This window comes from Pontibacter sp. Tf4, assembly GCF_014212495.1.
Lineage (GTDB): Bacteria > Bacteroidota > Bacteroidia > Cytophagales > Hymenobacteraceae > Pontibacter.
Window position 1 is genome coordinate 202,291 of sequence record NZ_JACKZC010000002.1, and the last position, 13,918, is coordinate 216,208.

Here is a 13,918-nt window from a genome sequence, read left to right on the forward strand (position 1 = left end):
CTATGGTTGCAAAGCACATCAAGAACCTGCTCTATGACCACGACTGTGTCATTATTCCCGGCTTTGGCGGCCTGATAACCCGCTATGTGCCGGCAGTAGTGCACCCGGTTAAACACACCATTGCCCCGCCATCCAAACGAATAGCTTTCAACGAAAAGCTAATCCTGACGGACGGGTTGCTGATTAACACGATTGCATACCACAACGGAATTACAGCAGCCGAAGCGCAGCAGATGGTAGTTGCTTTTGTAACCCAGGCCAACGACAAACTGAAAACCGATAATCGCTTTGAGCTGAGCGATATTGGCGTTTTCCGGTACAATGCTGAGCAGCGACTGGAATTTGAATACAAAGCAGGCGAGAACCTGTTGGAGGCAAGCTTTGGCCTGCCCGAGATCACGGCAAGACCTGTAAGGCATGAGGAGCCGGCTGTGCTGCGCACCCTGCAGAAGAACCGTGAACAGGAGAAACTACAACAGGGCAGCAAATTTAAGCGCCGTATGCGCCGGGTTTACAGCACGGCTGCCGGCCTGGTAATTGCAGGTCTTACCGGTTCCGCGCTTTACCTGTTATCCATACAGACAGACTATAACCTGAGCAGCCTGAACCCGATTGCGCAGTTTGCCAATACAGAAAAGCAGGTTACTGCAGGGCAACAAACGTTTAACTATACGCCGGTTTCGGAAGCAGAGCGCCTTGCCGCTTACCAGCAATTACTGCCGGCAGCAGGTATGGTAGTTGCATCAGAAGAAGCACCTATAGTTGTAGTATCCGAAATAAACACACCTGCCGAAGAAACAGTTGTTGAAAGTGTTGCTTCTGATAGTGATATGGAAGTTTCAGTAGATCAGGAAACTATAGTTGAAGAACCAGCTGAGCCAGTACTGACAATTACTGAAAGAACCGGCCGCTTTTATATCATAAACGGGGGCTATTCGCGTTTAGCCAATGCTGAAACCAGCCGTGATGCTGTCAGAGAAAAAGGCCACGATGGAAAAGTACTGACGCCTCTGAAAGGCAGCCGTCTTTTCCGCGTTTCGGTTGCTGATTTTGCTACTGCCGAGGAAGCACAGGCAGCCATAAACACTTACAGAAAAACATACGGAGATTCAATCTGGGTACTTAACAATTAATATGACATCACTCTTTTTACAAATTACGACGGGTGCACCTGCCGATACGGCAATTGCTATGGCAGATGGTGCCAATGCAGCAGCCGATACCTCTGTTTCATTAATTGACCTGGCACTGGCCGGTGGCTGGGCTATGTATCCGCTGGCATTACTGTCGCTGGCAGCAGTTTATATTTTTGTGGAGCGCTACCTGACCATTAAGAAAGCCGCCAAAAACCCGGAAGGTTTTAACGACCGCATCAAAAGCATGGTATTGGCAGGTGATATAAACGGTGCTAAAATGCTGTGCGCCCAGACAAATACGCCGGTATCCAGAATGCTTTCCAAAGGTATCAGCCGCATCGGTAACCCATTGAAGAACATCGAGACATCTATTGAGAACGTAGGTAAGATCGAGATCAGTCGCCTGGAGCGTAACCTGGCTGGTTTGGCAACTATAGCAGGTGCTGCCCCAATGCTTGGCTTCCTTGGTACCGTAACCGGTATGATCCAGGCTTTTATTGCTATTGCACAGGCCGAAGGCTCTATCAGCCCGCAATTACTTTCTGGTGGTATTTACCAGGCTATGGTTACCACAGCTGCCGGTCTTATAATTGGCTTGCCTGCTTATGTAGGCTATAACTACCTGGTGGGCCGTATCGATAACATTGTACACTCCATGGAATATTCGTCTATTGAATTCCTTGATCTGTTACAGGAACCACAACTATAAGCATGAATTTACGATCTAAAAACAGGATAAGCGCGGAGTTCAGCATGTCGTCTATGACGGACATCATCTTCCTGCTGCTCATCTTTTTTATGCTTACTTCTAACTTTGTTACACCTTCTGGTTTGCCTGTTAGTTTACCATCAAGCAAAACGTCCAGCATCGTGATGGAGAAGATCAACATCACGATCACTGAAGATCTGAAGTATTACCTGAATGACAAAGAAGTAACAACAGAACAGCTGGAATCAGATCTGGCAGCACTTTTGCAGGGGAACCAGCAGGGCGAAGGTGTCGTTGTAATGCGTGTAGACAAGTCGGTGCCGGTAGAGCACCTGGCCCGTGTGGCGGGTATTGCCGCCAACCTGAATGCAAAAGTAACGCTGGCAACCTTGCCGGAATAAGAATAGAACAGAACTATGTCAGTAGCATTATCAAGAGAAGAAGAAAAGAATAAACGCATTGCCGCCGGTGTAAGTGTGGTGGTGCATGCTATTCTTCTGTTGCTCCTGATCTATATTTTAGCCTGGCGCGCGCCGGATCCGCCTGCTGCAGAAATGGGCATTGAGCTTAATTTCGGGATGGATAATGTTGGTAGCGGAGACGTACAGACGACGGCAACACCAAACGAATCGAAGAACGTAGAGGACAGCAAGCCGGCACCTACGCAGCCGGATGTGCAGCCAGAACCTGAACCAGCAGTACAACCTACGCCACCGCGCCCAACCCAGGCACCAAAAGTGCAGACCACTACTGCGGATGCTCCTGTTAGTGTTAAAGAAGTAGAGAAACCGCAGCCCAAGCCGCAACCAAAGGAGGAACCGGTTAAGGAACCTGAAAAGCCGAAAGCGCTGTATCCTGGTAAAACATCTGCCACAGCAGGTACCGGTAAAAGTGGTACTTCCAGCGAGGCTACCGGCAACAATAACGGCGATAACCCGGGTACTGTAGGCGACAAAGGTAATCCGGATGGTAAGTTAGATGCTAAGGCCCTATATGGTAAGGCTGGAGGTGGCGCAGGCGGTGCCCTTAATATGGCCGGATGGGGATGGGGAGATATTCCTAAGCCCCGCGATACATCCAGCGAAACCGGTAAAGTTGTGATCAGGATCAAGATCAGCCCGGACGGTATAGTAGAGAACGCAGTTGTTGTTGAGTCTACAGTATCATCGCAGGTGGCAGAGATTTACCGTATGGAGGTATTCAAGAAAGCTACTTTCGTACGACTGGGGGGCAACACCGAATACTCTAAGGGAGCCACAGGATATATAACTTACACAATCAAAGAAAGATAGTCTGGTTAATGACCTATCACGAAGTTTTAGAATATCTATACGAGCAATTGCCGATGTTTCAACGCATCGGCAATGCTGCTTTTAAGAAGAGCCTGGACAACATTATCGCGCTCTGCGATGCCACGGGCAACCCCCAGCATACCTATAAAACCATACACGTAGCCGGCACCAATGGCAAGGGAAGCAGCTCGCACATGCTGGCTGCGGTACTACAGGAAGCAGGCTACAAAACCGGGCTATACACCTCGCCGCACCTTAAATCTTTCACCGAACGCGTGCGCATTAATGGAGTTGAATTGCCGCAGCAGTACCTGATCGATTTTGTAGAGAACTGTAAGCCTTTGTTTGAGCAGGTTCAGCCTTCTTTTTTTGAGATGACCGTGGCACTGGCATTTAAGTACTTTGCCGACGAGCAGGTGGATATTGCTGTAATTGAAGTTGGCCTGGGAGGCAGGCTCGATTCTACCAATATCATCACACCGGAAGCTTCTCTTATTACCAACATTGGGTTTGATCATCAGAACCTGCTCGGAGATACGTTGCAGGCCATTGCCGGCGAAAAGGCAGGCATTATCAAACCTGGTGTTCCGGCCATCATCAGCACCCGCCAGCTTGAAGTGGCAGCTGTTTTTGAGCACAAAGCAGCAGAAGTGATCGCCCCGATATATTTTGCCCCTGACAACTATAGCCTGGAACTGAAGAACTATAGTTTAGAGCAACAGGTATTTGATGTATACCATCACGGCGAACTATATTTACCAGATCTGCAGCTGGACCTGACAGGCATTTACCAGCAATATAACCTGCCCGGCGTACTGCAAACTATAGCAGTGCTGCAGCAGCTCGACTTTACAATAACTGAGAAAGCTATCAGAAACGGACTTGCCAGCACCAAAAGGCTGACCGGCCTGAAAGGGAGGTGGCAGGTACTGAACCAAAGTCCGTTAACTATCTGTGATACCGGCCATAATGTGGATGGAATTAAACAGATACTTTCGCAGTTACAAAGCCTGCAGGCAAAGCAGGTGCATTTTGTTTTCGGGGCTGTGAACGATAAAGATGTGACCACCATCCTACAAATGCTGCCAAAGAACTATAAGTATTACTTTTGCCAGGCAACTATACCCAGAGCATTACCTGTGGGTGAATTACAACAGAAGGCCGATGCAGTGGGTTTAACAGGTGATAGCTATAGTTCGGTGAATGCGGCCATACAGGCGGCCAAAGAAAATGCTGCCCCGGATGACGTTATTTTTATTGGTGGCAGTACCTTTGTGGTGGCAGAGATTGAAGAACTATAAATAATGGGAAGATCTAAATTAGCGAAATTCGCGACGATAGCCGAGCGCGACAATGTGGTGCAGGATGGGGACGAGAAGTATGGGCAGCTTAAAGGCAAGTGGCGTTCCGAACATTTTGGCAACAACAACCCGATTGTGCTGGAGATAGGCTGCGGACGTGGCGAATACACGGTGGGCATGGCCCGTTTGCACCCGGAAAAGAACTTTATAGGCATCGATATCAAAGGCAACCGCATCTGGAAAGGCAGCTCACTGGCTTTAGAGGAAGGGCTGGAGAACGTAGTTTTTCTGCGCACCTTTATCGAAACAGTATCCGACCACTTTGCTGAAGGCGAAGTAGATGAGATCTGGATCACTTTCCCGGACCCACGCCCGAAAGACCGCGACATCAAGCGCCGCCTTACGTCGCCCCGTTTCCAGGAGATGTATCAGTACATGCTCAAGCGCGATGGCATCATTCACCTGAAAACAGATAACCAGCCACTGTTCGATTACACGCTGGAAGTACTGCAGGACAGAAAAATAAAACACCTGGTATCTACCACCGATCTCTATAGTTCAGACCTGCAGGAGCACACTATGGGCATCTATACCACCTACGAAAAACGCTACCTCGGCGAAGGAATTCCCATTAAATACCTGCAGTACAAGCCGGTGAAGGAAGTTTAGGAGTTAAAGAGGTAAGAGTTTAAGATGTAAGAATTAAGAAGTGGTCTTAAATTTTTAACTTGAACATAAACAAAAAACCGAAACGCCCACTGATTTATACTTCAGTGGGCGTTTGGGTTTGATAAAGTAGTTTTATCTGCGGCGGGAGAAAAGATCAGAAAATTGCGTCTCTCTAACTCTTAAACTCTCTAACTCCTAAACTCTTTAACTCTCAAGCTCTTCAAATATGTCCTGGAATTCGTCGAAGTTTTTGTAGCCGGGGCGGATTTCTTCGCCGCCTTGCAGGCCGATGCCGGTTGGTTTTACCTTTGTCAGGATGTGATTTACGTTCTCTTTGTGCAGGCCAAAACCTAAGTACACCTGGTGCTTTTTGGCTACTTCTTTCAGCAGTTTTTCGTTGGTATCGTCTATGGTTGTAAAGTCTGTGGAGTAGATGATGAAACTGTCTACGTAGGGGCTGTAGAGGTCCATCATTTCCAGCAGCTCGCTCACCACGGTATCCTTATTTATGAACACTTTCTGAATTACCGGTCGGTTGATTTCTTCTATCTCATCGATCAGGTAAGGCGTGTCCAGCTGAATCATGTCCAGGTTAAACTCGTCGGCCAGCTCGTTTATGATTTCCGGCTTAGCTCTTTCAAACTCACCGGCCAGTTTTACGCCTGATACCCAGCCTGTAATTTCTTTTAAGGTTTGTGGCTGCACACGGTTCGGGTCATCCAGTTTCAGGTTAAAACCGATCACATCCACGCCCATGCCCGCGCAGTAACGCGCATCGCTCAGGTTATTTACTCCGTTTACAATTACTGAGGTACGTAAGCCCATTTTATTTTATACTTAAACTATAAATACAATTCTCTGTTATACTTTCAACTGCCAAAGTAAGCCCGATTCAGGATGTAATGCCACATTTTTTTCACTTTTTTAAATGTTTGTGTAACAAGCTATAGTTGCACAAGGCTAATATTCACTTTACTGAAATCTTTATTACTGCTTGGTTGTTGCTATATTTGTATCAAATTTTTCTGAACACAGCATTTTAGTAACTTACATACATGAGTAAATTAGGAAGGGTTCTGGTTGCCATGAGCGGCGGTATCGATAGTTCGGTGGCAGCAGTGTTGCTGCACGAGCAGGGATACGAAGTAGTGGGCATGACCATGAAAACCTGGGATTATGCCTCCAGCGGTGGTAGCAAAAAGGAGACCGGCTGCTGCTCACTTGACTCCATAAACGATGCCCGTAACATAGCTGTACAGCTGGGCTTTCCGCATTATATCATCGATATCCGCGAAGAGTTCGGTGATTTTGTGATCAACCACTTTACAGATGAGTACATGGCCGGCCGCACGCCAAACCCGTGTGTGCTGTGCAATACACATATTAAATGGGATGCCCTGTTACGTCGTGCCGACCAGCTGGGCTGCGATTTTATTGCCACCGGCCACTATGCGCAGGTGCGCGAAGAGAATGGCCGCTACGTGATCTCGAAAGGGCTGGATGAGAACAAAGACCAGTCGTATGCCCTTTGGGGAATTTCGCAGAAGAGCCTGGCCCGCACTATTTTCCCGCTGGGTAATTTGCGAAAAACCGAGATACGTGAGATGGCGCTGGAGCGTGGCTTTACTGAACTGGTGAATAAACCGGAGTCTTACGAGATCTGCTTTATACCGGACAACGATTACCGTGGCTTCCTGAAGCGCCGCATTGATGGCCTGGAAGAGCAGGTAGCCGGTGGTGAGTTTGTGCTGGAAGACGGAACTATAGTTGGCACCCACGAAGGTTATCCGTTCTATACGATTGGTCAGCGCAAAGGCCTGGGCGTAGCGTTAGGCTTCCCGGCTTATGTTACCCGCATCGAGAAAGAAAATAACCGCGTGGTGCTTGGTAACTTCGAGGACCTTGCCAAAAATGCCATGACTGTAGGTAAACTGAACATGGTGAAGTACGACAACCTGATCGACAGGCCGATACCAACTATAACCAAGGTGCGGTACAATGATTCGGGTACCGAGGCTATAGTAGAGCAGGAAGGCGATAAAATGAAAGTACATTTCCTGCGTGGCGTGCATGCTATTGCGCCAGGCCAGGCTGCTGTTTTTTACGAAGGCAACGACGTAGTAGGCGGCGGCTGGATAGAAACCAACTATAACCTGGACTATACTTTAGACGTTCTGCCATCATGATAAAAAAACTGTTGTGCTGGTGTGTACTGGCTTTCCTGGCAGTAAGCTGCGAGGAAAGCTTTGTTACACCTGATCCGGAAGCCCGCGGCCTGAATTACTATCCTCTGGAAGTAGGCCAGTACCGAATCTATGATGTAACCGACATACACTACCAGAACGACGTGGCTACCGAAACACATTTCCAGATGCGGGAGTGGGTAGCCGATTCTTTTCTGGACCAGACCAACGCTTTAACTTATAAGATCATCCGGTCCGTTCGCCCGAATGCACAGGCAGAATGGCTGGATGATTCTGTTATGACCGTTACCAAAGATCATAACCGCGTTATCCTTACCAAAGACAATACCCGGTATGTGATAATGGTATTCCCGGTACAGGAAGGTAAAACATGGCAGGCTGATGTGCTGAATAACAGATATAACCGGGACTCCACTGCGAAAGAGAATTCAGTCTATTTTACGGTTGACAAACCATATACTTTACAGAACAGTGCAGTTTACGATAAAACAGCTACTGTTTTTATTGGAGAGGTTTCTACGGATTCAACTATAATTGATAAGCGTAGAGAAGTATATGCCCGTAATATTGGTAAAATTTATCGGGTTTTTGACCGCAAAAATCTTGGATCTTGTCAGTCGACAGACTGTGAAGACTATGTGTCGCCGATACTTGACGGCCACGAGCGCTATGAAGTACTGATTGAACACGGTAAACTATAACTGCTTATGCACAGGCTTTTACTGTTCTTTTTTCTGGTTTTAGGAGTTGGCACTGCTTTCGGTCAGCAGGCCGAAACGCCTAAAAAATACCTGGTTTACCTGACAGATAAGACCGGTACGCCTTACACTACTGAAAACCCTGAACAGTTCCTGAGCGCTAAAGCTATTGCCCGCCGCCAACGCCAGCAAATACCTGTTACTTCCCGCGATCTTCCTGTTAATCCTGCCTACGTACAGCGCATAAAAGAAACGGGTGCCGAAGTATGGTACACCTCGCGCTGGTTCAATGCGGTAGTGATCAGAGCTACACAGACACAGCTTACGCAGGTTAACAGTCTGGATATAGTTCGCCAGGCGCAGGCCCTGAACCGGGTGGCTGCACCCGCTGCAGAACTTTCACTGAAAACAGCCTATACCACAACTATAGCCAACGCGGCAGCCGCATCACCGGAGGCAACCGATTACGGCCGGGCCTTTCACCAGGCCGAAATGCTGGGGGCAACAGAGCTGCATGCCGCTGGTTTCCGGGGCGAAGACATGACAATTGCCGTGCTGGATGCCGGTTTCCCGAATGTAAACACCATTTCTGCTTTCACGCACCTTTTCCAGAATAACCAGATAAGTGGCACTTTCGATTTTGTTACCCGTAGCAAGAATGCTTACGTTTCGAGCTCGCATGGCACGGCTGTGTTGTCAACGATGGCTGCTTATGAGCCTGGTAAAATGATCGGGACGGCTTACAAAGCGAATTACCTGCTGCTGCGCACCGAAGATGCCGCCAGCGAGCATAACATTGAAGAAGTGAACTGGCTGATAGCTGCCGAGTATGCTGACAGCGCCGGCGCCGATGTACTGAACTCGTCGCTGGGTTATTATGCGTTTGATGCGCCCTCGGTAAGCTATAGTTACCAGCAAATGGATGGGAACACCACCATTGTTACCAAAGCCGCTGATTTTGCGGCCGCTACCGGTATGCTCATAGTTACCAGTGCCGGCAACGAAGGCAACAAAGCCTGGCGCTACATTACAGCTCCTGCCGATGGCGATTCGGTCCTTGCTGTGGGCGCCGTGGATTCACTTACAACTATAGCTTCGTTCAGCTCCCGCGGACCAGCTGCGGATGGCCGTGTTAAACCGGATGTGGTAGCGCTGGGATTGAATGCCTATGTACTCAACACGGCTGGCAATGTGGTGAAGAACAACGGAACATCCTTTTCCGGACCAATAATGGCTGGCTTCGCTGCAGTACTGTGGCAGGCGCATAATTCCAAAACTAATTACGAGATCATTCAGTTGATACGACAGTTGGGCAACCAGGCAGCCAACCCGGATAACAACTATGGCTATGGCGTACCAAACTATAGCCGCATTGTAACAGGTTTGCCTATGCCGGCAGGTGAGGAAGGCGCGCTTGTCGTTAATCCGGTTGCAGGAAATGATCTGGTGCTGCTCTTAGATGAATCCTGGCAGGGGCAGCGGCTTGAAGTACAATTACTTAATGCAACTGGCAAAATAGTGCACACCTATAGTTTACCTGCTGCCCAGGAAAGGCAAACTATAAACCTGCAGCCATTGGCGTTGCAGCAAGGTGTGTACCTGTGCCGTGTACGCTCGGGCCGCCAGGTGGCTACCATCCGATTCGTAAAACTATAGTACTATACTTTAAGCCAGCCTTTAAGTATAGTTTACAACTTCTATATAAATCAATACCTTTGCCGGCATGAGACCACTAATTGCCCCTTCCGTACTTGCTTCCGATTTCGCTAACCTGCAATCCGAAGTAGAAATGCTGAACAAAAGCCATGCCGACTGGCTGCACATCGACATCATGGATGGTCGTTTCGTGCCCAATATTTCATTCGGTTTTCCGGTGATGGAATCTATTAAAAAGCACGCTCAGAAGCCGATGGATGTGCACCTGATGATTGTGGAGCCGGAGCTTTACATTGAGCGTTTCCGGGCTGCCGGTGCCGATGTGATCTCGGTACATATAGAGGCCAGTAATCACCTGCACCGTACCATACAACAGATAAAAGCGACTGGCGCCAAAGCCGGTGTGGCTGTTAACCCGCATACGTCAGTTAGCCTGCTGGATGATATCATCGCTGACCTCGATCTTGTTTGCATCATGTCTGTAAACCCGGGTTTTGGAGGGCAAAAATTTATCGAGAACACTTACCGCAAGACCGAAGCCTTAAAAAATCTGATCATTCAGCGTAATTCTGAGGCACTTATAGAAATTGATGGCGGTGTAAACCAACAGAATGCGCCAAAACTCGTTGAAAGCGGTGCTGATGTACTGGTAGCCGGTAGCTTTGTTTTCTCTGCCGCTGACCCGATCGCAACTATAGCAGACCTCAAGAATTCATCGAAATAAACATTTAATCCCTGATGCTGAAATATCTGTCGGTATGGTGCATGCTACTTTTGCCGCTGGGTGTTTTGGCACAGCAGGGAACTATAAAAGGCACTGTACGCACACCAGATAAGCAGCCGCTGGAACTGGCAAGTGTAGGAGTTAAAGGTACCAGCATCGGTACCCAGACCAATGCTGCCGGAGAGTTTACCTTACAGGCTCCTGCCGGAAAACAGCTGGAAGTGGTGGTGCGCTACCTGGGTTATAAAGAGCTCGTTACCAACGTAAATGTAGCAGCGGGGCAAACGATAACCCTGCAGCTGACTATACAGCCTGATCCAACACAACTACAGACCGTGCAGGTGCATGGCAAACGCGATGGCGATACACGCAGCCAGGCAAGCACCACCAAATTAGACCCGAGTCTGACCAAAAACCTGCCCTCAGCCTACGGCGATTTTAACAAGATACTGGTTACTCTGCCCGGCGTCAGCAGTAACAACGAGCTGTCCAGCACTTATGCTGTGCGCGGGGGCAACTACGACGAAAACCTGGTCTACGTGAATGGCATTGAGATCTACCGCCCGTTTCTGATCAGTAATGCGCAGCAGGAAGGTCTCAGCTTTGTAAATCCGGACCTGGTTGATAACATCGAGTTTTCGTCGGGGGGCTGGCAGCCCAAATATGGCGACAAACTATCGTCGGTGCTGAGCATTGCCTATAAGCGTCCTACTGAATTTGCAGCATCGGTTACCGGCGGTCTTACCGGCGGTTCTGTGCATCTCGAGAACGCATCCAAAAACAAACGAATCTCTTACCTGGTAGGCGTGCGGCACAAGAACGGCCAGTACATGCTTAAAAGCCTGCAGACCGATGGCGACTATAAACCCCGTTTCAGTGATGCGCAGGCGTATGTCAGTTTCGATCTGAGCAAAGGAGCGGAGCCAACCGGCAAAACGGTTTTAGGCATCCTCACCAGCTATGCCAACAACGATTACCTTGTTATTCCGGAGTCGCGGGTTACTACCTTTGGTACACGACAGGTGCCTTTGCGGTTGTATGTAGGTTTTGATGGCCGTGAGAAGATGACCTATAACACGTACCAGGCTGGCGTAAACCTGGCGCATCAGTTCACTTCAAACTATAGTTCAGAGCTTATTCTGTCGGGTGTGGATTCGCGGGAGCGGGAGTTCCGGGATCTGGAAGCAGGTTACCGCATCTGCGAAATGGATAACACCGGCAACTTTGAGGAATGCCAGATGGTGCTGGGCGTGGGCAGCGAATTTAACCATGCCCGAAATGCCCTGCTGGCCCGCATCCTTACCGCCGAAAGCCGCAACACCTGGCAGATAGACCAGCAGAACCAGTTGCAGTTTGGTGTAAAAGTGGGATGGGAGAAAATAGAAGACAAGCTGGAAGAATACGGTTTTACTGACTCTGCCGATTATGTGTCGCAGACCTATTACCTGGATGCCGGCCTGGACCTGAACACCATCCGCTACAACGCTTATCTGCAGCATACCATTGAGCTGGACACACTGAAAACCTTAACTTACGGCCTGCGCGCCAGTTACTGGGATCTGAACAAAGAGTGGCTGATCTCACCCAGAATACAGTATTCCTTTATCACGCGCCGTAACCCGGACCTATCGTTTAAAGCTGCGCTGGGCATTTATTACCAGCCACCGTTCTACCGGGAACTCCGCGACTTCGACGGCAACCTGAACCTGGACCTGGAAGCCCAGCGATCCATACACGCTATAGTTGGCAGCGATTATCTGTTTAAGGCTTGGGAGCGTGATTTTAAACTCACCACTGAGCTATACTATAAGCACCTGACCAATGTAGTACCTTATGATATAGATAACGTACGCCTGCGCTATTATGCTCAGAACAATGCCAAAGCCTACGCGGCCGGCCTGGATGTGCGCGTGAACGGAGAATTTATAAAAGGAGCTGAGTCGTGGCTGAGTCTGGGGCTGATGACTACCCGCGAAGATGTAACAGGCGACTCGCTGACCGTATACAATGCGGCAGGAGAGCAGACAGGCCGCGTGGAGCAAGGCTATATCCGCAGGCCATCCGATCAGTTAGTGAACGTAGGCGTTTTTTTCCAGGACCACCTGCCTGACAACCCAACTATACGCATGTACCTGAACCTGGTGTATGGCAGCGGCCTGCCGTTTGGTCCACCACGTCAACCGGAGTACCGCAATTCTTTTTCCGGCAAATCCTACAAGCGCATCGACATTGGTTTTTCAAAGGTGCTTGTGCTGGAGAGCGACCTGGTGCAGCGGAGCAAATTTGGCCTGGAGAGCTTATGGATCGGGCTGGAAGTGCTGAACATTATTGACGCCAACAACAGGGTGTCGTACACCTACGTGAAAGATCTGAATAACATCACCTACGCTGTACCCAATTACCTGACCGGCCGCCGGCTTAACCTGCGTTTTGTAGCCAAATTCTGATAATACCAAAGCTGAGCTGCAAAAAAAAGCGCTGTTTCCAGCGCTCTCAAACTATAGTTATTACATTTTACGTTTTTTCCAGGCGTTGTAGGCATTCTCAATATCGCGCGCATAGGTCTGGTACGATGCAGGTTCTTCTTTACCCAGTTTTATAGCCTTCTCCGAGAGGTTAGCTGCCATTTCGTATTCGCGGTTAAGGGCGTATAGTTTGGCTTTTACCCAGTTATTAAAAAATGTCTCCTTTATAGCGATGGATTTGTTAATGATCTCCAGTGCACGTTGGTGAAGCTCCTTTTTCGCTACCATGTAATCGGCGCATTGTGCCCAGATATACCAGTCATCCGGAGCGGCCTTGGCCAGTGCTTCTTCAATATTAGCCAGTGCTTTCTTTTCAATTTCGGTTTCGATGCGAAGGGAGATCTGTGAATTTTCCCAGGTCAGGTTCAGGTAGCCGGTATTAGTACCTATTTCGGAAAAGCTGAACTGCATGGTTTCGTGGAACGGTACTTTTTTAGGTGTAACACGCAGGTACGCCACATCTTGCAACTCATCATATCCTTCCAGTCCCCACAAAGTGGTATCGCGGTTAAGCACAATATTCCAGACGCTATCACTTTCAGGCAGAATAAAAAAAGAATAGCTACCGGCGGGCACACGCTCATGGTTCAGGAAGAGCTCATCGGTAAAAGTGATCACAGTGGCCTCGTTAGCACCGGCGCGCCATAGTTTTCCATAAGGTACCAGTCCGCCAAATATTTTACGGCCTTTAACACCGGGCGCATGGTAATGAACGGTAACATCGGTTAAACCTATCGTTTGTTTTATGAAAGACTCCGGACTTGGCTGTGGCAACTTTACCTGTGCAGTAGCAGGGATGCTAATAGAAAATGTGAACAGAAGAAACAGTAGGCTTAGCAGGTACTTTTTCATGGAATAACTTCGGTTTTAATTATAGTTACAGGTCCTGAGGAGACCGAAAAAACCTTGCCAGTTCTTGCTTAACTATAACAAATGCAAAGATATAAAATATTAATCTAAACCCGGACAAGCTATCAGGCAATTAATGCTCTCCAGTTAGTAGT

At 48.6% G+C, this 13,918-nt stretch carries 13 protein-coding genes; 11 read left to right on the top strand and 2 right to left on the bottom strand.

Annotated features, from left to right (window positions below; genetic code table 11):
- Positions 1-2 precede the first annotated feature (2 nt).
- Genes H7F15_RS03805 through trmB form a run of 6 tightly spaced genes read left to right on the top strand, consistent with a single transcriptional unit; the run spans position 3 to position 5,107 of the window.
- Complete coding sequence (locus tag H7F15_RS03805) at positions 3-1,133, top strand: SPOR domain-containing protein (protein ID WP_185195630.1); 1,131 nt, start codon at positions 3-5, stop codon at positions 1,131-1,133.
- Between the two features lies 1 nt (position 1,134).
- Positions 1,135-1,845 carry a MotA/TolQ/ExbB proton channel family protein gene (locus tag H7F15_RS03810; protein WP_255481070.1) on the top strand — a complete coding sequence of 237 codons (711 nt, stop codon included), beginning with the start codon at positions 1,135-1,137 and terminating at the stop codon, positions 1,843-1,845.
- 2 nt (positions 1,846-1,847) lie between these two features.
- A complete protein-coding gene (locus tag H7F15_RS03815) occupies positions 1,848-2,246 on the top strand; it encodes a biopolymer transporter ExbD (RefSeq protein WP_185195631.1) in 399 nt (132 codons plus the stop codon).
- A 15-nt stretch (positions 2,247-2,261) separates the two neighbouring features.
- On the top strand, positions 2,262-3,137 hold the full coding sequence (locus H7F15_RS03820) for a hypothetical protein (protein WP_185195632.1): 876 nt from the start codon (positions 2,262-2,264) through the stop codon (positions 3,135-3,137).
- Positions 3,138-3,190: 53 nt separating this feature from the next.
- A complete protein-coding gene (locus tag H7F15_RS03825) occupies positions 3,191-4,438 on the top strand; it encodes a folylpolyglutamate synthase/dihydrofolate synthase family protein (protein ID WP_255481072.1) in 1,248 nt (415 codons plus the stop codon).
- Positions 4,439-4,441: 3 nt separating this feature from the next.
- Positions 4,442-5,107, top strand: coding sequence for a tRNA (guanosine(46)-N7)-methyltransferase TrmB (trmB, locus tag H7F15_RS03830; protein ID WP_185195634.1), 666 nt, complete (start codon positions 4,442-4,444; stop codon positions 5,105-5,107).
- A gap of 204 nt (positions 5,108-5,311) precedes the next feature.
- Here the strand turns inward: trmB and H7F15_RS03835 are convergent, their stop codons facing one another.
- Positions 5,312-5,932, bottom strand: coding sequence for a hypothetical protein (locus H7F15_RS03835; protein ID WP_185195635.1), 621 nt, complete (start codon positions 5,930-5,932; stop codon positions 5,312-5,314).
- A gap of 230 nt (positions 5,933-6,162) precedes the next feature.
- On the opposite strand from H7F15_RS03835, the gene mnmA reads away from it, so the two are divergent.
- The 5 genes from mnmA (at position 6,163) to H7F15_RS03860 (ending at position 12,836) form a co-directional block, all read left to right on the top strand.
- A complete protein-coding gene (mnmA, locus tag H7F15_RS03840) occupies positions 6,163-7,293 on the top strand; it encodes a tRNA 2-thiouridine(34) synthase MnmA (RefSeq protein ID WP_185195636.1) in 1,131 nt (376 codons plus the stop codon).
- A complete protein-coding gene (locus H7F15_RS03845; RefSeq protein ID WP_185195637.1) occupies positions 7,290-8,012 on the top strand; it encodes a hypothetical protein in 723 nt (240 codons plus the stop codon). The genes mnmA and H7F15_RS03845 overlap by 4 nt, the downstream gene beginning before the upstream one ends.
- A gap of 6 nt (positions 8,013-8,018) precedes the next feature.
- On the top strand, positions 8,019-9,665 hold the full coding sequence (locus H7F15_RS03850; RefSeq protein ID WP_185195638.1) for a S8 family serine peptidase: 1,647 nt from the start codon (positions 8,019-8,021) through the stop codon (positions 9,663-9,665).
- Between the two features lie 67 nt (positions 9,666-9,732).
- Positions 9,733-10,389, top strand: coding sequence for a ribulose-phosphate 3-epimerase (rpe, locus tag H7F15_RS03855; RefSeq protein WP_185195639.1), 657 nt, complete (start codon positions 9,733-9,735; stop codon positions 10,387-10,389).
- Between the two features lie 14 nt (positions 10,390-10,403).
- On the top strand, positions 10,404-12,836 hold the full coding sequence (locus tag H7F15_RS03860) for a TonB-dependent receptor (protein WP_185195640.1): 2,433 nt from the start codon (positions 10,404-10,406) through the stop codon (positions 12,834-12,836).
- Positions 12,837-12,896: 60 nt separating this feature from the next.
- Here H7F15_RS03860 and H7F15_RS03865 read toward each other — a convergent pair whose 3' ends face one another.
- Entirely contained in the window at positions 12,897-13,766 is an 870-nt protein-coding gene (locus H7F15_RS03865) for a DUF2911 domain-containing protein (RefSeq protein ID WP_185195641.1), read from the bottom strand.
- Between the last annotated feature and the right edge of the window lie 152 nt (positions 13,767-13,918).